13 protein-coding genes are annotated in these 18,988 nt (G+C 64.1%); 10 read left to right on the forward strand and 3 right to left on the reverse strand.

The annotated features are described in order from the left end of the window. The first annotated feature begins 16 nt into the window (after positions 1–16). The 6 genes from CSQ92_RS09855 to glpK all read left to right on the forward strand — a co-directional run bounded on the left by CSQ92_RS09855 (position 17) and on the right by glpK (position 8,883). Positions 17–1,471: an NAD-dependent succinate-semialdehyde dehydrogenase gene (locus CSQ92_RS09855; RefSeq protein ID WP_099394007.1), complete on the forward strand. Its 1,455-nt coding sequence runs from the start codon at positions 17–19 to the stop codon at positions 1,469–1,471. Positions 1,472–1,536: 65 nt separating this feature from the next. Further along, complete coding sequence (locus CSQ92_RS09860) at positions 1,537–2,922, forward strand: porin (protein WP_099394008.1); 1,386 nt, start codon at positions 1,537–1,539, stop codon at positions 2,920–2,922. 81 nt (positions 2,923–3,003) lie between these two features. Then, positions 3,004–5,025 carry an alpha-glucosidase gene (locus CSQ92_RS09865; RefSeq protein WP_099394009.1) on the forward strand — a complete coding sequence of 674 codons (2,022 nt, stop codon included), beginning with the start codon at positions 3,004–3,006 and terminating at the stop codon, positions 5,023–5,025. Between the two features lie 7 nt (positions 5,026–5,032). After that, positions 5,033–5,794 (forward strand): TSUP family transporter, encoded by a 762-nt coding sequence (locus CSQ92_RS09870; protein ID WP_099394010.1) that lies wholly within the window; start codon positions 5,033–5,035, stop codon positions 5,792–5,794. 42 nt (positions 5,795–5,836) lie between these two features. Then, the gene (glpD, locus tag CSQ92_RS09875) at positions 5,837–7,396 is read left to right on the forward strand and encodes a glycerol-3-phosphate dehydrogenase (protein ID WP_099394011.1); all 1,560 of its coding nucleotides are present in this window, start codon (positions 5,837–5,839) and stop codon (positions 7,394–7,396) included. Further along, on the forward strand, positions 7,393–8,883 hold the full coding sequence (gene glpK / locus CSQ92_RS09880; RefSeq protein WP_099394012.1) for a glycerol kinase GlpK: 1,491 nt from the start codon (positions 7,393–7,395) through the stop codon (positions 8,881–8,883). Before glpD ends, glpK begins: the two co-directional genes overlap by 4 nt. 181 nt (positions 8,884–9,064) lie before the next feature. Here glpK and alaC read toward each other — a convergent pair whose 3' ends face one another. After that, a complete protein-coding gene (alaC, locus tag CSQ92_RS09885; RefSeq protein ID WP_034778578.1) occupies positions 9,065–10,282 on the reverse strand; it encodes an alanine transaminase in 1,218 nt (405 codons plus the stop codon). A 310-nt stretch (positions 10,283–10,592) separates the two neighbouring features. On the opposite strand from alaC, the gene CSQ92_RS09890 reads away from it, so the two are divergent. Then, on the forward strand, positions 10,593–11,276 hold the full coding sequence (locus CSQ92_RS09890) for a pentapeptide repeat-containing protein (RefSeq protein WP_373606024.1): 684 nt from the start codon (positions 10,593–10,595) through the stop codon (positions 11,274–11,276). A 164-nt stretch (positions 11,277–11,440) separates the two neighbouring features. Here the strand turns inward: CSQ92_RS09890 and CSQ92_RS09895 are convergent, their stop codons facing one another. After that, positions 11,441–12,655, reverse strand: coding sequence for an MFS transporter (locus tag CSQ92_RS09895; RefSeq protein ID WP_099394014.1), 1,215 nt, complete (start codon positions 12,653–12,655; stop codon positions 11,441–11,443). 114 nt (positions 12,656–12,769) lie between these two features. Between CSQ92_RS09895 and CSQ92_RS09900 the strand changes: the two genes are divergently transcribed. Then, complete coding sequence (locus tag CSQ92_RS09900) at positions 12,770–13,696, forward strand: LysR family transcriptional regulator (protein ID WP_099394015.1); 927 nt, start codon at positions 12,770–12,772, stop codon at positions 13,694–13,696. A 200-nt stretch (positions 13,697–13,896) separates the two neighbouring features. On the opposite strand, the gene CSQ92_RS09905 is transcribed toward CSQ92_RS09900, so the two are convergent. After that, complete coding sequence (locus CSQ92_RS09905; RefSeq protein ID WP_099394016.1) at positions 13,897–16,164, reverse strand: carboxy terminal-processing peptidase; 2,268 nt, start codon at positions 16,162–16,164, stop codon at positions 13,897–13,899. 520 nt (positions 16,165–16,684) lie between these two features. On the opposite strand from CSQ92_RS09905, the gene CSQ92_RS09910 reads away from it, so the two are divergent. Then, the gene (locus tag CSQ92_RS09910) at positions 16,685–18,655 is read left to right on the forward strand and encodes a methyl-accepting chemotaxis protein (protein WP_180276982.1); all 1,971 of its coding nucleotides are present in this window, start codon (positions 16,685–16,687) and stop codon (positions 18,653–18,655) included. A gap of 49 nt (positions 18,656–18,704) precedes the next feature. After that, the gene (locus CSQ92_RS09915; protein ID WP_099394017.1) at positions 18,705–18,977 is read left to right on the forward strand and encodes a putative signal transducing protein; all 273 of its coding nucleotides are present in this window, start codon (positions 18,705–18,707) and stop codon (positions 18,975–18,977) included. Positions 18,978–18,988: the final 11 nt, after the last annotated feature.

Raw genomic sequence — 18,988 nt, forward strand, 5'->3', positions numbered from 1 at the left:
TTCAAGGAGAACCCTCATGTTGAACCTGCAAGACGCAAACCTGTTGAAACAGCAATGCCTGATCGACGGCGCCTGGTGCGACGCCGATGACGGCGCCACCATCGATGTCACCAACCCGGCTACCGGCGCCGTCATCGCCACCGTGCCGCGCATGGGCGCCGCCGAGACGCGGCGCGCCATCGCCAGCGCGCACGCGGCCTTCCGGCTGTGGCGCAAGCAGACCGTCAAGGCGCGCGCCACGGTGCTGCGCGCCTGGCATGCGCTGATCCTGCAGCACGCGGACGACCTGGCGCTGATATTGACTACTGAACAGGGCAAGTCGCTGGCGGAAGCCAAGGGCGAGATCGTCTCGAACGCGGCCTACCTGGAATGGTTTGCCGAGGAAGGCAAGCGCGCGTATGGCGACGTGATCGCGCCGCCGTCGAACGACAAGCGCATCGTCGTCATCAAGCAGCCGATCGGCGTGTGCGCGGCCATCACGCCGTGGAATTTCCCGAACGGCATGATCACGCGCAAGGCCGGCCCTGCCCTGGCCGCCGGCTGCAGCATGGTCCTGAAACCGGCGTCGCAAACGCCGCTGTCGGCCCTGGCCCTGGCCGAACTGGCGCTGCGCGCCGGCGTGCCGCCCGGCGTGTTCAATGTGGTGACGGGCGCGGCGCAGGCCATCGGCACGGAACTGTGCCATAACGACCTGGTGCGCAAGATCACGTTTACGGGATCGACGGAAGTGGGCGCCTGGCTATCGCGCGAGGCGGCCGGCACGATCAAGAAGCTGTCGCTGGAACTGGGCGGCAACGCCCCCTTCATCGTCTTCGAGGATGCCGACATCGACGCGGCCGTCGAAGGCGTGCTGATGTCGAAATACCGCAACAGCGGCCAGACCTGCGTCTGCGCCAACCGCATCTACGTGCAGGACGGCATCTACGACGACTTCGCCGCCCGCCTGGTGGCCAAGGTGGCCGAGCTGAAACTGGGGGCCGGCACCGAAGCAGGCGTCACGCAAGGCCCGCTGATCGATGAAAACGCCGTGCGCAAGATCGAACAGCACATCGCCGACGCGCTGGCCAAGGGCGGCAAGCTGGCCATCGGCGGCAAGCGCCACGCGCTGGGCGGCAGCTTCTTCGAGCCCAGCGTGGTGCTGGAAGCGAACAGCGACATGCTGGTCGCCACCGAGGAAACCTTCGCCCCGCTGGCACCCCTGTTCCGCTTCGGCAGCGAAGAGGAAGTCGTCGCCATGGCCAACGCCACGCAGTTCGGCCTGGCCGGCTATTTCTACAGCCGCGACCTGGGCAGAGTCTGGCGCGTGGCGGAAGAACTGGAAGTGGGCATGGTCGGCATCAACACCGGCATGATCGCCAATGAAATGGCGCCGTTCGGCGGCGTCAAGCATTCGGGCATGGGTCGCGAAGGCTCGCATTACGGCATGGACGACTTCCTCGATATCAAATATTTGTGCATGGGAGGGATTTGATTATTTCAAGGTAGGCAAGGCAGGGATCAGCAACCATACTCATAAAAAACACAGGAGACAGGATCATGCAAACGACTTTACGCAAAACCACATTGGCTGCGGCCATCACCGGCGTGCTTCTCTCGGCACCATTTGTTAGCGCTAACGCGCGCGCCGACGAACTGAGCGACATGAAAGCCATGCTGGCCCAGTTGCAGGACCGGGTGGCGCAGATGGAAGCGAAAGCGGCCCAGCCAGCAGCAGCGATGGCTGCCGCACCGGCAGCGGCGCCCGTGAAACCGGTCACCGGCTTCAACTGGAAACTGTACGGCCGTGGCGACATCGGCTATACAGTTTCGCGCGGCAAGGATGCCAGCGGGCGCCAGCTGACCAACCACCGCCTGAACCAGGGCGAGATGGCCAGCCGCCTGGGCCTCACGGGCGCCTGGGTCTTCAGCGATGAATACAAGGCCATCTTCGGCGTCGAGACGGGCTTGAACCTGTTCAACGGCAATGCGGGCGGCGGCACGCAAAACAACACCACCTCGTCCGTGCTGTTCAACCGCGGTTCCACCGTCGGCTTTGCCTCGACCACCTGGGGTTCGATCGAAGGCGGCACCATGTACATGGCGCCGTTCTGGGTCTCGCTGGGCGCCGACCTGGCCTCGGCGCACAATTACGGCGCCAACGACTTCAGCGCCCTGTTCTCGCTCACGCGTCCCGAATCCCTGGGCCGCTACCTGAAGGATCCCGTCACGGGCAACGCCAGCAAGACGACGAGTTTGGCCGGCAACAACTCGGGCACGGCCTTGTTCTACGGCAATGCGCTGCGCTACCGCAGCCCCACCTGGAACAACATCTCGGCGGAAGTGTCGTATTCGGCCGGCCAGCAGGCGTCTTCCGCCACCGACCTGGAAAACGATGGCCGCAGCTGGGCCGCCAACGTGCTGTACAAGAAGGGCGACCTGTTCCTCGGCTATGCGCACATGGATTACCAGCAGAGCAACGACATCAGCACGGGGGGCACGCCGAACTTCCTCAAGCGCAACCAGGTCACGGACATCGTCGGCGCGCGCTACAAGTGGCACGATTTTACCTTGGGCGGCTCCTACACCTCCTACCGCGTGTCGAACGCGGGCGGCTATGCGGCCGATGCCTTCGGCGTCTCGGGCGCCTACGACCTCGGCAAGCACCGCATCGAGGGCAGCCTGGCGCACATCAGCTATGACGGCGCCAATGCCAGGGGCGCTTTCGGCACGAACACGGGCGATGGCGTAGGCAAGCCCACGTCGACAGCCTACTCGCTGGGCTACCTGTACAACTTCCAGCCGACCCTGTCGTTCTACGCGTATGCCACGCGCATCGCCAACAACAGCCATGCCAAGCTGGGCGTATTGCAGTTCCGGGGGGACAATAACTACTTCGGCTACAGCCCCGTCGAGCTGACCGCCGGCATGTTCCTCGTCTTTTAATTTAGTGCTTATTTGTTGATGCACCGCCGGCCCGCCCCACGCCACCATGCGGGCGGCCGGTTTTCACAGGAGTTGATTGTCATGCAGTACACACTACACCAGGAAAATGACAGCGTCGCCCTGCGCTGCGCCGGCCGCTTGCTGCTACGCCACGGCGCCGATGCGCCATGCGTGTTCGTCGGCCAGGGCCGCGAAAGCATGGAAATGTACCGAGGTAACTTCGCCATCGAGGATTACGTCGAGGAGCGCAGCGCCCTGCGCGCGCTGGCCGTCACACAGGATGGCGACGGCGCCACCCTGAGCTTTGCGCGCCATGCGGGCGATTCTCCGCAACTGGTGCTGGCCGTCCAATCACAGCCGCATGGCGTGCACCTGGTGGTGCGCTACGCGGCGCCGGGCTGGAACCGCCTGTGGCTGCGCCTGCCCGCGGAACAGGACGAGCATGTCTGGGGCTGCGGAGAGCAGATGTCGTACTTCGACCTGCGCGGCCGCCACTTCCCCCTGTGGACGTCCGAGCCGGGCGTGGGCCGCGACAAGTCGACGCATTTGACGTGGCAGGCGGACGTCACATCCAAGTCGGGCGGCGACTACTATCACACGAATTATCCGCAGCCGAGCTTTATCTCCTCGCAGCGCTACTGCCTGCATGCGGAGACGACGGCGTATGCGGACTTCGATTTCCGCCAGCCGGATTTCCACGAACTGCAATTCTGGGCCATGCCCGAGCGCCTGGAATTCATGCTGGCCGAGACCTTCGTCGACCTGGTCGGCGTCGTCTCGCAGCGCTTCGGCCGCCAGCCACAGCTGCCCGCCTGGCTGCAAAATGGCGCCATGCTGGGCCTGAAAGGCGGCGAAGATCACGCGCGCGCCATCCTCGCGCAAGCGCAGGAGCACGGCTTGCCCGTCAGCGCCCTGTGGTGCGAAGACTGGGTGGGCTTGCGCCAGACCTCGTTCGGCAAACGCCTGTTCTGGGACTGGCGCTGGCAGCCGCAGCGCTATCCGGACCTGAAAAACTGGATCGCCGACCTGGCCAGGCAGGACATCCGCTTCCTCGGCTACGTCAATCCCTACCTGTGCAACGACGGCACCCTGTACCAGGAAGCGCTGCAGCAGGGCTTTCTGGCCACGGCCATGGATGGCGGCGCCTACCTGGTCGATTTCGGCGAATTCGATTGCGGCGTCGTCGACTTCACCAACCCGGCCGCTGCGCTGTGGTTCGAGGAACGCATCCTGCGCCAGGAAATGCTCGACTTCGGCCTGTCCGGCTGGATGGCCGATTTCGGCGAATACCTGCCGATCGACCTGCGCCTGCACAATGGCGTCGATGCGCGCCTGATGCACAACGCCTGGCCGACCCTGTGGGCCGAAGTCAATGCGCGCGCCATCGAAACAGCCGGCAAGACGGGCGACGCCACCTTCTTCATGCGCGCCGGCTACACGGGCGTGCAGGCGCACTGCCCGCTGCTGTGGGCGGGCGACCAGTCGGTCGACTTCAGCCGCCACGATGGCTTGCAGACGGTGATCTGCGGCGCCCTGTCGTCCGGCCTCCTGGGCAACGCCTACCACCACAGCGATATCGGCGGCTACACGAGCCTGTTCGGCAACCTGCGCACGGCCGAACTGTTCCAGCGCTGGACGGAGATGGCCGTGTTTACGTCGATGATGCGCACGCACGAAGGCAACCGCCCGGACGAAAACTTCCAGTTCTACCAGGATGAACAGGTATTCCGCCACTTCGCCCGCATGACGCGGCTGCACGTGGCGCTGGCGCCGACCATCCGCGCCCTGGCCGAGGATGCCGTGGCGCGCGGCCTGCCGCTGCAACGCCCCCTGTTCCTGCACTATGAGCACGACCGCGCCACCTACGCCATCCAGGACCAGTATCTGTTCGGCCCCGACCTGCTGGTGGCGCCCGTGCATGCGGCGGGTGCTGCGCGCTGGAGCGCCTACCTGCCGCAGGGCGACGCCTGGATCCACCTGTGGAGCGGCGCCGCCTTCGAAGGCGGCCAGCGCGTGGAAGTCGATGCGCCGTTGGGCCAGCCGCCCGTGTTCGTGCGGCGCGGCTGCGCACAGCAGGACTTTTTCCTGTCGCTGGCGAAATGAGCCTGGCATGAGCGTGGCGGCGCATCTGCTGTTCCTGGCCTGCGTGGCGCTGGCCAGTTACGCGCAGAACTTGACGGGCTTTGCCTTCGGCCTGATCCTGCTGGGCCTGACGGCCGTGCTGCACCTGGCCAGCCTGGGCGATGTCGCCAACGTGGTCAGCGTGCTGGTGCTGGTGAATGCCGCCATCACGTTTGGCCGCACGCGCCCGCAGCTGGCCTGGCCCGTGTTCGGCCCTGCACTGGCCGTCAGCCAGCTGGGCGTGGGCGCGGGCGTGGCCCTGCTGGGCTGGTTCAGCGCGCAGCAAGTGACCCTGCTGCGCTTCCTGCTCGGTTGCGCCATCGTCGTCTGCGCGTGCATGCTGGTGCTGCGCGCCAGCGCGCGTGCACGGCAATCCGGCCTGCCCGCCTTCCTGTTCTTCGGCGGAGTGTCTGGCGTGATGGGCGGCCTGTTCGCCAGCGCCGGCCCGCCCATGGTGTACCACCTGTACCGCCAGCCATGGCCGGCCGACATGATCCGCCATTCGCTGATCGTGCTGTTCGCCGCGAATGCCGTGCTGCGCCTGGCCCTCGTGCTGGCGCATGGCCAGTTCAGCATGACGGCCCTGTGGCTGACCCTCGAGGCCTTGCCGCTGGTGACGGGGCTGACCTGGCTGGCGCGCCGCCACCCTTCGCGCCTGCCCATCGAGCACGTGCGCCGCGCCGTCTTCGTGCTGCTGCTGGTCGCCGGCCTGGCCCTGGTGCTGCCGCCCGTGCTGTCGCTGCTTGCCTGAGGCGGCGCTTTTTTCCTTTTACTTTTACAAGACGAACCTTCCATGTCCGCTTCCCGCTTTTCCTCCCTGCCCGCCGACTGCGACCTGCTGGTCGTCGGCGGCGGCATCAATGGCGCCGGCATCGCGCGCGACGCGGCCGGCCGCGGCTTGCGCGTGGTGCTGTGCGAACAGCACGACCTGGCGCAGCACACCTCGTCCGCATCCACCAAGCTGATACACGGCGGCCTGCGCTACCTCGAATACTATGAATTCAAACTGGTACGCAAGGCGCTGCAGGAACGCGAAGTGCTGCTGCGCGCCGCGCCCCACATCATGTGGCCGATGCGCTTCGTCATGCCGCACGACGCCGCCCAGCGCCCCGCCTGGATGATACGCGCGGGTCTGTTCCTGTACGACCACCTGGCCAAGCGGGCCTTCCTGCCCGCCTCGCAAGGCATCGCGCTGGACAAGCACGCGGCAGGCGCGCCGCTGAAGGCCGGCTACCGCAAGGGCTTCGTGTACTCGGACGGCTGGGTCGACGATGCGCGCCTGGTGGTGCTCAACGCGCTCGATGCGCAGGAGCACGGCGCGCACATCCTCACGCGCACGGCCTGCGTCGATGCGCGCCGCGATGGCGGTGCCTGGCACGCCACCCTGCAAGCCGAGGATGGCCAGCGCAAGACACTGCGTGCACGCGCCATCGTCAACGCGGCGGGACCGTGGACGGCGCAATTTGCCGGTGCGGCCGGCGGCGGCAAGACGCAGGGACTGCGCCTGATCAAGGGCAGCCACATCATCGTGCCGCGCCTGTTCGAGCATCCGAACGCCTATATCTTCCAGAACCCGGACCAGCGCATCATCTTCGCCATTCCCTACCAGGACGACTTTACCCTGATCGGCACCACGGACGAGGAATACAAGGGGGAAGTGAGCCAGGTGAAGATCAGCCAGGCGGAGATCGATTACCTGTGCCAGGCTGCGAACCGCTATTTCAAGCGCGAGATCGGCCCCGCCGACGTCGTGTGGACGTATTCCGGCGTGCGCCCCCTGCTCGACGACAGCGCGCAGAACGCGTCGGCTGTCACGCGCGACTACCTGCTGGAAGTGGCGCGCGGCGACGCGGCGACGGGAGCGCCCCTGCTCAATATCTGGGGCGGCAAGATCACCACCTACCGCAAGCTGGCCGAGGAAGCATTGGGCTTGCTGGCGCCCCTGCTGGAGAATGGCGCCCCGGCCTGGACGGCCCACGCGCCCCTGCCCGGCGGCGACCTGCAGCAGGAGAATCGACTGGTGGACAGCCATGATTTCGACGCTTTCCTCGCCCGCTTCCAGCGCGATCACGCCTGGATGCCGCCCGCGCTGGCGCGCCGCTATGCGCGCGCGTACGGCAGCCGCGCCACGCGCCTGCTGACGGGCGCCGCTTCGATGGCCGACCTGGGCGCGCAGCTGGCGCCTGGCCTGTATGAGGCCGAGGCGTGCTATCTGATCGAAGTGGAATGGGCCAGAAGCAGCGACGACATCCTGTGGCGGCGCAGTAAACTGGGTTTGCGCTGCGCGCCGGCCGACGTGGCGCGCCTGCAGCAGTGGCTGGCGGCCCATCTGGCGCAAGAGGTGGCGGCATGACGTATTTGCTGGCCCTCGACCAGGGCACCTCCAGTTCGCGCAGCATGGTGTTCGATGAAACGGGCGCCATCGTCGCCGTGGCGCAGCGCGAATTTCGCCAGCTCTTCCCGCAACCGGGCTGGATCGAACACGACCCGATGGAAATCTGGCACAGCCAGCTGGCGACCTGCCGCGAAGTACTGGCCAAGACAGGCCTGAAGGCAGATGCCCTCGGCGCGCTGGGCATCACCAACCAGCGCGAGACAACGGTGGTGTGGGACCGCGCCACGGGCGAACCCGTCTACAACGCCATCGTCTGGCAAGACCGCCGCACGGAAGCGCTGTGCGAGGACTTGCGCGCGCGGGGCCTGGCCGGCGCCATCCACGCGAAAACGGGCCTGGTGCTCGACCCGTATTTTTCCGGTACCAAGCTGCGCTGGATACTCGACGCCGTGCCCGGTGCCCGCGCGCGGGCCATGCGCGGCGAACTGGCCTTCGGCACCATCGACACGTGGCTGGCGTGGCAGATGACGGGCGGCCGCCTGCACGTGAGCGACGTCACCAACGCTTCGCGCACCATGCTGTGGAACCTGCATGAAGGCTGCTGGGATGCCCAGCTGCTCGACTGGCTGGGCATTCCCGCCAGCCTGCTGCCGTCCGTCCATCCATCGAGCCACGTGTATGGCGAAACGGATGCGGAGGTGCTGGGCAGCCCCGTCATCATCGGCGGCATCGCCGGCGACCAGCAGGCGGCGCTGTTCGGCCAGACCTGTTTCACGCCGGGCATGGCCAAGAATACCTATGGCACGGGCTGCTTCTTGCTGCTCAACACGGGCGAGCAGTGCGCGCAATCGCAGCATGGTTTGATCAGCACGGCCGCCTGCCAGGTGAGCGCGCAGCCCGCGTATGCGCTCGAAGGCAGCGTCTTCATCGGCGGCGCCGTGGTGCAGTGGCTGCGCGACGGCCTGGGCGCCATCGGCCACGCGGGCGAAGCGGAAGGCCTGGCCGCCTCCGTGCCCGATTCGGGCGGCGTGGTCTTCGTGCCCTCGTTTACAGGCCTGGGTGCGCCGTACTGGGTGCCATCGGCCAAGGGCGCCATCCTGGGCCTGAGCCGGGGCAGCACGGTGGGCCACATCGCCCGCGCGGCGCTCGAAGCGATCGCCTTCCAGAGCGCCGCTCTGCTGGATGCCATGACGCGCGACGCGCAAGCGCCCATCACCGAGCTGCGCGTGGACGGCGGCGCCTGCGCCAACAACCTGCTGCTGCAATTCCAGGCCGACCTGCTGGGCATCCCCGTGGTGCGCCCGCAAGTGATTGAAACGACCGCCCTGGGCGCGGCCTATCTGGCGGGCCTGGCCATCGGCCAATACCGTGGCGTGGAAGAGCTGGCGTCGCACTGGCGCGCCGACAGGACGTTTTTACCCACCATCGGCCGCGACCAGGCGGGCAGCCTGATGCAGCAGTGGGAGGTGGCGGTGCGGCGGTTTACGGGAAATGGGGAGGGATAGCCAATATAACAAGCAAAAAAAAGCCCGCTGCGGGAGCGGGCTGAATCTATTTCCTTGGAGGAAGATAGAGGAGACAGATGAATGATGCCGCGTTGCAGCATATAAAACCACTTTATATTCGTGATGTCAGAAATACGCAACGGTGATATTAAGGGCAACGAAGAATTCCATGCGGCAACTTTTATGCTGCCGCTTCCGTTTTCCCGTCGCCAGAACGCAACATATTCTTGATGCCTCGCAACGCTTGCCGTACCCTCGCCTCGTTTTCGATCAGGGCGAAGCGCACGTATTCGTCGCCGTATTCGCCGAAGCCGATGCCGGGCGACACGCTGACCTTGGCTTTTTGCAGCAGCAGCTTGGCGAACTCCAGCGATCCCAGGTGGCGGTACGCTTGCGGGATATGCGCCCAGATATACATCGAGGCCTTCGGTTTTTCCACCATCCAGCCCGCTTCATGCAAGCCTTTCACCAGCACGTCGCGGCGGCGCTGGTATTGGGCGCAGATTTCCGTCACGCAGCTCTGGTCGCCTTCCAGCGCGGCAATCGCCGCCACTTGCACTGGAGTAAAACTGCCGTAGTCGTGGTAGCTCTTGATGCGCGCCAAAGCCGCCACCAGTTCCGCATTGCCCACCATGAAACCGATGCGCCAGCCCGCCATGTTGTAGCTTTTCGACATGGTGAAAAATTCCACGGCCACGTCGCGCGCGCCGGGCACCTGCATGATGGACGGCGCCTTCCAGCCATCGAACGTGATGTCGGCATACGCCAGGTCATGCACCACCAGAATATTGTGCTGTTTCGCCAGCGCGACCACCCGTTCAAAGAATTCCAGCTCCACGCATTGCGCGGTCGGGTTGGACGGGAAGCCCAGCACCATCATCTTCGGCTTCGGGTAGCTTTCGCGGATCGCCCGTTCCAGCTCGGCAAAAAAATCCACGCCTGGCCCCATGCGCACGGAGCGGATGTCGGCACCCGCGATGACGGCGCCCCAGATGTGGATCGGGTAGCTGGGATTGGGCACCAGCACCGTGTCGCCACGGTCGAGCGTCGCCAGCATCAGGTGCGCCAGGCCCTCTTTCGAGCCGATGGTGACGATGGCTTCGCTGTCCGGGTCGATGTCGACCTCGTAGCGCTTCTTGTACCAGTGTGCAATGGCGCGGCGCAAACGGGGAATACCTTTTGATGCGGAATAGCCGTGCGTGTCGGGACGTTTCACCGTCTCGACCAGCTTGTCCACGATGTGGGCCGGCGTGGCGCCATCGGGATTGCCCATCGACATGTCGATGATGTCCTCGCCACGGCGGCGCGCGGCCATCTTCAGTTCGGCGGTGATATTGAAAACGTAGGGGGGAAGGCGATTGATGCGCGAAAAGCTGCGCGGAGCTTGGCTGTCGGTCATGGTTATCTCTGTACGTAAGCGCCCGGATCCGTCCGAGCGACGTTGGCGCAGTGGCTGCGCCTGCAACGATACTAACCCGGCTTCGCAAGAACTGGCAAGGCCGATTCGGACAAGCTACAATACGCGCTGATCGAAAATGAGCGCACCGGTTGGTAACCCGGTAAGTGCCTGGCCCCTTCCAGCATGCTCCCGCCCTCGCGGACCCACGGCGCTGACCCTTGGCTGTTACACCAGCCGGGGAGGTGTTCTGGTTCGTGCATCTTTCCGCCGCGCCATCCCTCCCCTGCTTTCTATTTTAGGAATGAGACGGATGGCAACACACGACACCGCAGTAACTGGCATGACCCTGGACCGGACCGGCATCGAGCAGCAGCTGGCCCTGCCCGTGCGCCACTTCATCGATTGCGCGTTCGACGGCGAAGACTTGTCGCGCCTCGATTTGCAGGGCTGCACCTTCGAGCGCTGCACCTTTGCCGACACCAACTTATTCGCCAGCAAGCTGGCGCGCAGCACGTGGCGCCGCTGCCGCGCGGGCAGCGCCGATTTCGAATCCGTCGATGCCGTCGACGCCAGCTTCGAAGGCTGCGACCTGAACAACACAAAATGGCGGCGCGCCAAGCTGGCTTCGGCCACCTACCGCGGCTGCAAGCTGACGGGCGCCTCGTTCGAGGAAGTGGCCCACCTGGGCCTCACCTTCGAGGACAGCCTGCTGGTGGGTGCAGACCTGCGCGGCTTTTCGTTCCGCAAGGCGATACTCAAACAGCTGGATTTTTCCGACGCCTACCTGGCCGGCTGCGATTTCCGCGACGCCGTCTTCGAAGGCGGCAGCCTGCGCAACGCCACGATCAAGCTGGCGAAGTTCCAGGGCGCGGACTTGCGCGGCGCCGATATCGACGGTTTCAAATTGAGCGACGCGGCGCTGCTGAAGGGCGCCGTCATCACGCATGCGCAAGCGGCCAACTTCATGCGCGCGCTCGATCTGGTGGTGATTTGATCTGAACAGGCAAAAAAAAAGCCCGCTGCGGGAGCGGGCTGAATCTATTTCCTTGGAGGAGATAGAGGAGACAAGTGCATCTTGCGGCATCGCGGCATATCACGCCACTTTATCTTCATGATGATAGAAATACCTGTCAGTGATAATGAGCGGACATCAGGGTTTCACGCCGTGCGGCGCGTGGCTTGCGGTAAAAATTCTCCCAGCCACACCAGCAGGGCCAGGCCCGGAAACGCCATGCCTGTCAGCAAGGTCGCTTGCCAGCCATAACTGGCGTACACCCAGGCACCGATGGCCGAGCCGGCCGCGCCGCCGGCAAAGAACAGGGCGAAATACAGGCCGTTCAGGCGGCCCCGCACTTCCGCACCCAGGCTGAAGATGGCGCGCTGGCCCAGCACCAGATTCGCGGCCACGCCCATGTCGAGCACGATGGAAGCGACGACCAGCAGCCCCAGCGCCACATGTTTTGACTCCGGCGCCAGCATCGGCAAGGCAAAGGCGACGATGCCCAGCGCCAGCGCAGCGGCCGTGGCCGGCAAGGTGTGGCCCGCATCGGCCAGACGGCCGGCGATGGGCGAGGCAACGGCGCCAGCCATGCCCACCAGGGCAAAGATGGCGATACCCGTTTGCGACAGGCCGAACGCGGGGCTGGACAGCACCAGTGGCGTGACGGTCCAGAACAGGCTGAAGGCGCCAAACAAGCCAGCGTGATAGGCGGCGCGGCGGCGCAGCACGGGCGTGCCCAGCAGCAAATGCCACAAGGACGCCATCAAGGCCGGATAGCGCATGTTCGACACGGGCTGGCGCACGGGCAAGGCGCGGCGCAGCACGAGCGCCAGCAGCATCATCAGCACGGCGGCGCCGCCAAACACCACATGCCAGCTGGCATGGGCCGCCACCAGCGAGGCCACGGGACGGGCCAGCATAATGCCCAGCAACAAGCCGCTGACCACCTTGCCCACCGTCTGCCCACGCGTCGCTTCCTGCGACAGGTGGGCGGCAAACGGCACGATCACTTGCGCCGCCACGGAACCGAGGCCGATGGCCAGCGCGGCAGCGAGAAACACGATGGCGCCCGTGGAAAGGGCCGCCACGACGAGGGCCGTGGCCGTCACCAGCAGGGCCGTGATGATCAGGCGGCGGTTTTCCAGCAAGTCGCCCAGGGGCACGACAAACAGCAGGCCCAGGGTATAGCCGACCTGCGTCAGGGTGACGATCAGCCCGGCCGCCTTGGCCGACAGGCCAGTCGAAGCGCTGATCGGCCCGACGAGGGTTTGTGCGTAATACAGATTGGCGACGATCAGGCCGGAAGCGATGGCCAGCAGCAGCACCATGGCGGGCGCAATGTCGTGGGGAGCAGAAGGTGAGGCCTTGTTCATGTTGTTTCCTCGGTTCGATAGGGATGTCGCTATTCTAGGCAAAGCCGGGGCAAAGATAATTAGGGCATAATCGCCCTACACTTTTCACATAATATGAACAATGAAAGCTATCCCATGGACAAGATCAAGGCCATGCAGACCTTCGTGCGCATCGTCGAAGCCAACAGCTTTTCCAAGGCGGCCGAAACCTTGAATTTGCCGCGCGCAGCGCTGACGGCCACCCTGCAAAAGCTGGAAGCCTACCTGGGCACGCAACTGCTGCAGCGCACCACGCGCCGCCTATCGCTGACGCCGGAAGGTGCCGAATACTTTCGCCATTGCATCGATATCCTGAAAGCCGTCGACACGGCGGAACTGGCCTTCCGTGGCCCTGACGCGAAAAAACCGCGTGGCTTGCTGCGCATCAACTTGCCCAACACGGTGGGCCGGCGCCTGATCATTACCCATATCGCGCAATTCCACGCCGCCTGGCCGGACGTGCAATTGCAGCTGAGCCTGACAGACCGCCTGGTCGACCTGACGCAGGAAGGCATCGATTGCGCCTTGCGCGTGGGTACCTTGCAAGATTCCGCCTTCATCGGCAAGCAGGTCGGCCTGATGCGCTTCGTCACCTGCGCGTCACCTGCTTACCTGGCGCGGCACGGCACGCCGCACACCCTGTCGGACCTTTCCGCGCACCAGGGCATCATGCATTACTCGGGCCGTACGGGACGCGCCTTCGATTGGGATTTTCTTCAAGGCAAGGAGGTCGTGCGCGTACAGATGGCCGGCCCCATCGCCGTCAACGACGCGGACGCCAGCGTCGATTGCGCGCTGCAAGGGTTGGGCCTGGCGCAGGCGGCCGTGTACCAGGTGCGCGCGCACCTCGACAGCGGTGCCCTGGTGGCCGTGCTGCCCGGCTGTTCGCCGACGCCGATGCCCATGTCCCTGTTGACGCCGCAAGGCCGATTGGCCACGCCCAAGCTGCAAGCGTTTGCCGGCTGGATCACGGCCCTGCTGGCTGCCCAGCCCGACGTGCAACTGCCCACGCACAAAATCTGAGACAAAAAAAAGCCCGCTACAAAGAGCGGGCTGAATCTATTTTCTTGGAGGAGAATAGAGGAGACAAGTGAATTATGCTGCATCGCAGCATATCAATCCAATTGATTGTTGGAATGATAGAAATACACCAGACAGATAACTGACAGGGGCGAAAAAAAACCGGCTCCGCAAGGAACCGGTTTTTTACTGCGTGAAAAGCCTTACTTTGCCGCCGTCACCGGTGTTGCCTTGGTGTCCGCGCCATACGGCAAGACCTTGGACGCCAGGCGGGTATCGGCCTTGATCAGCGCCACTTCGTCGGCCAGGATGCGCGCCGCTTCGTTGAGCAGCACGTCCTTGGCGCTCTTCGCGGCCGTTTCAGCGTCCAGTTCCGCGCTCAGGGCCCGTTCGTCGCCCTGCAAGCCGTCGTCGGTGCGCAAGGCGCCCTTCACGGCGGCAATCTGCTTGGCCGTCTTGTTGGCCGCTTTCGCGCCCTTCAGCACGTCTTTCGGATCGGGAATGACCACCAGGTCGTCGGCAGGATTCGAAATCTGCGCGATCAGGCGTTTTTCACGGGCCTTGGCGCGCGCTTCCTGGGCATCGCGCTCCTTGCGGCGCACGGTTTCATTGAGCGAAATCTGGTTTTCCTTGCGCTGCTTGACGACGAGGGCGATGTCATCGAGCAAGTACTGGAAATCCTTGTCCTTGGCCACGCGCGCATCATGCTTCTTGTCCAGCAGCGGCACGATGTCCTTCAAGTCGCCCGTCGGCATGTAGGGCGCCGGCTTGATGGCTACCCATGGCAGGGCATTGTCATAGCTCGATTCGCCGAAGTTTTCCGCGTCCGACATGGCTGGCAGCTTGATGTCAGGCGTGACGCCGCGCAACTGCGTGGTGCCGCCATTGATGCGGAAGAACTGGGCGATGGTCATTTTCAGCTCGCCGAAACGGGCTTTCTCGCTGCCGCCGAAACGGTCGAGGTTGAACAAGGTCTGCACCGTGCCCTTGCCAAAGCTGCCTTCGCCGATGATCACGCCGCGGCCGTAGTCCTGCACGGCGGCGGCGAAAATCTCGGAAGCCGATGCCGAGCCGCGGTTGATCAGCACGCCCATCGGGCCATCCCAGGCCAGGCCGGCATTCGTATCGCTTTCCACTTCGACCTTGCCTTCGGCATTGCGCTGCATCACGACAGGGCCCTTGTCGATGAACAGGCCCGTCAGTTCGACGGCTTCATTCAGCGATCCGCCGCCATTGTTGCGCAAGTCGATCAGGACGTTGTCGACCTTGTCCTTCTTCAACTCGGCCAGCAAGCGGCTGACGTCGCGCGTGGCGCTTTTGAAGTCCTTGTCGCCGCGGCGGCGCGCTTCGAAGTCCTGGTAGAACGTCGGCAGGGAAATGACGCCGATGCGGCGCTTGACGCCGTTCTCGCGCACTTCGATGATCGATTTCTTCGCCGCCTGCTCTTCCATGCTGATTTTCTTGCGCACCAGCGGCAAGACCACGTGCTTGGCGTCCGGGCCGGCGTCGGCCGGCAGGATGTCGAGGCGCACCACGGAATCCTTGGCGCCGCGGATCAGCTGCACCACGTCGTCGATGCGCATGCCCAGCACTTCGGTGATGGGGCCGCTTTCGCCCTGCCCCACGCCGACGATGCGGTCGCCCACTTTCAGCTTGCCCGACAAGCCGGCCGGGCTGCCCGGCACGACTTCGCGCACCACCGTGTATTCGTCGCGCGTCTGCAGCACGGCGCCGATGCCTTCGAGCGACAGCCGCATGGCGATGTCGAAATTGTCCGAAGCGCGCGGACCCAGGTAATTGGTATGCGGTTCGATCGACATGGCGTAGGAGTTCATAAAGATCTGGAACACGTCTTCGCTGTTGAGCTTGCGCGCACGGGTCGTGTAGCTCTCATAGCGCTTGTCCAGCGTCTCGCGGATGGCCTTGTCTTCCTTGCCCGCCAGTTTCAGGCGCAGCCAGTCGTTCTTGACGCGCTTGCGCCACAGGTCCCGCACTTCCTCGTCGTTCTTCGGCCAGGCGGCCTTTTCGCGGTCGATCTGGTAGCTCTCATCGGCCGTAAAGTCGAACTTGGTTTTCAGCAATTCACGCGCATACGCCATGCGCTCGTCGAAACGCTGCTGGTACAGGTTATAGATGGCAAACGGCGCCGTCAGGTCTTCATTGATGATGGCGTCATCGAGCTTGGTGCGCAAGGGCGCGAAACGGTCGATGTCGGCCTGCACGAAAAACAGCTTTTCCGCGTCCAGGGACTTGAAATAGCGGTCGAAGATCTTCTCCGACATGGCGTCGTCGAGCGGCATGGCCTTGTAATGGACGCGCGTCAATACGCGCGATGCCCACAAGGCGGCCTGCGTTTGCTGGGCCAGCGGCTTCATGGGTAGCGGAGGAGCGGCGCTCTTGTCCGTCTGGGCTGCGCCAGCGTGGGCTGACAGGGCAAGCACCAGGGTGACCAGCATCATTTGCTTCTTCATCGGCTTCTCCGAAAATTAGTTGAATCAATTCCAGGCGGCGCAGCCATGCATGCGCCAGCCAGCAAGACAGTAAGGGGAATACACGACTGGTCTGCATATTATTCTACAGGATACGGCCTGGCAGTCTCCCATGGAATATCAGTTTCTTCCTGGAAGCTTAAACGCGAATTAAAGGCGGTGTCTCATTCATTACAAAGTGAAACATTCGTGAGAAAAATTACATCGCCCCTCGGCGCCAAAGATCAAACGCGTCATTGAAATCGAAAAAGTCAATAGGCCGTTTTTACAATCCTTGATACGGATGATGTTTTTACGCAAAAAATTGATTCCTGCGGGAAACACTTAGTAACAAAACGCAAGCAACATGCTATCATCGCGCCCTGAAATCCAGCTTGCCTGCGCGCGGCTCCCAACGCCGGCGCGCCTCAGTTTCAACAGTATTCCCCACCAGATCCCCTCCCCGCGTGTCATGTCATGACCAGGAATGGCCGAGCTGATTACCCTTTGCCAGACTCACACTATGCCTACAAAATCATTCTCCCCCCGCCACTGGAGTGTCGGCGGCAAGATCACCATTTTTACCTTTGCCCTGGTCAGCCTGATCCTCGCCAGCCTGACGACCTTGATCAGCATCCGCACCTCGGCTGCGCTGGAACAGCGCGCCGAAGCGGCCGTCACCAGCGAACTCAATAGCGTCATGACCACCACGGAAGTGTTTCACACGGCCATGGTCAACGAGGCGGCCAGCTTTGCGCGCCTGTTCGCGGCCGAATTTCCCGGCCCGTTCACGGTCGACGCGGGTGCGATGGTGGCCGTGGCCGGCAAAGCCACGCCCGCCCTGGCCAACGGCGGCAAGGTGCTCAACCTCGACATGGCCGTGGTCGACCGCTACACGGCGCAAACGGGCGTGATCGCCACCATTTTTGCCGCCAATGGCGATGAATTCGTGCGCATCAGCACCTCGCTGAAAAAGCAGGATGGCGAACGGGCCATCGGCACGCAGCTCGACCACAACCACCCCAGCTATGCGCCGCTGCGCGCCGGCCAGCGCTTCGTTGGCATGGCCACCTTATTTGGCAAGCAATACATCACGCAATATGATCCCGTGCGCGATGCGGCTGGCAAGGTAGTCGGCGTGCTGTTCATCGGCCTGGACATCAGCAAGAATCTGGCCATGCTCAAAGAGAAGATTCGCCAGGTCAAGATCGGCCAGACGGGCTACATCTATATCGTCGACACGGCCCCCGGCGCCAACTACGGCCACCTGGTGCTGCACCCGAACAGCGAAGGCAAGAGCGCGCTCGAGTTCAAGGCCAGCGACGGCCGCCTGTTCATCCAGGAAATGCTGGCGCAAAAGGATGGCGCCATGCGCTACACGTGGACGGCGCCGGGCGAAACGGCTGCCCTCGCGCGCGAAAAGCAGCTGTTTTACCGTCAATTCAAGGATTGGCAATGGATCATCGCGGGCGGCACGTTCACGGACGAGATCACCCTGGAAGCGCGCCAGATGCGCAACCAGCTGGCCATTTCCGGCTTCATCGCCCTGCTCGTCTTCGCCCTGCTGCTGTACTGGCTGGTGCGCACCCTCGTGTCGCGCCCGCTGGCCGCCGCCGAAACGGCCGCCGCGCAGATTGCCGCCGGCGACCTGACGGTGCACCTCGATACCAGCAGCCTGGACGAAATCGGCCGCCTGCTGCTCGCCATGAACCGCATCAGCGACAACTTGTCGCAAGTGGTCAGCAATGTGCGCGGCAGCGCCGGGCAAATCGCCACGGCATCCGGTGAAATCGCCAGCGGCAACCTGGACTTGTCGAGCCGCACGGAACAGCAAGCCAGTTCGCTGGAAGAAACAGCCGCGTCAATGGAAGAACTCAGTTCCACCGTGCGCCAGAACGTCGACCATGCCCAGCAGGCAAGCCGGCTCGCGCACGACTCCTCCAGCCTGGCAGCAGAAGGCGGCGCCGCCGTGGCGCAGGTGGCCAGCACCATGGATGCCATCCGCAGTTCCTCAGGCAAGATCGCCGACATCATCGGCGTCATCGACGGCATCGCCTTCCAGACGAATATCCTGGCCTTGAACGCGGCCGTGGAAGCGGCGCGCGCCGGTGAGCAGGGACGCGGCTTTGCCGTCGTCGCCACGGAAGTGCGCACCCTGGCGCAGCGCTCGACGGCAGCGGCGAAAGATATCAAGGATTTGATCCAGGCATCCGCCAGCACGGTGGACCTGGGCCACGCGCAAGTGAGCCAGGCCAGCGCCACCATGGACACCGTGGTGGCCAGCGTGCAGCAAGTGAGCACCATCATGGCCGAAATCGCGCAGGCAAGCGAAGAGCAGCGCAGCGGCATCGAGCAAGTCAACCAGGCCATCGCCCAGATGGACCAGGTAACCCAGCAGAATGCGGCCCTGGTGGAAGAAGCGGCCGCAGCCGCCGACGCCTTGCAGGAGCAGGCGCAGGAGCTGAACCAGGTGGTGGGCGTGTTCAAGCTGTAAAAGCGGGTCCGGTGCTAAGATGGCGCATACCACCGCGCCAGGAGAGACCATGCACGACGACTACGTTTTAATTGCCCGGCTGATGATCCCCACGGATGCGCACGTCATCCGCGGCTGCCTGGCAGCGGCCGGCATCGACGTGCTGCTGACGGACGACCAGCACATGCAGGCCGACATGCTGCTGGCAGCCGCCATCGGCGGCGCCCGCGTGCTGGTGCGCGAACACGACGTGGCGCGCGCGAATGACATCCTCGCCGCCTTCGAGCGGGGCGATCTGGCGCTGTCGGACGATGCCGACGTGGGCGCGCCCGTCGCCGAATAATTTACGAGTAG

It is taken from the genome of Janthinobacterium sp. BJB446 (assembly GCF_002735655.1).
GTDB classification, from domain to species: domain Bacteria; phylum Pseudomonadota; class Gammaproteobacteria; order Burkholderiales; family Burkholderiaceae_D; genus Janthinobacterium; species Janthinobacterium lividum.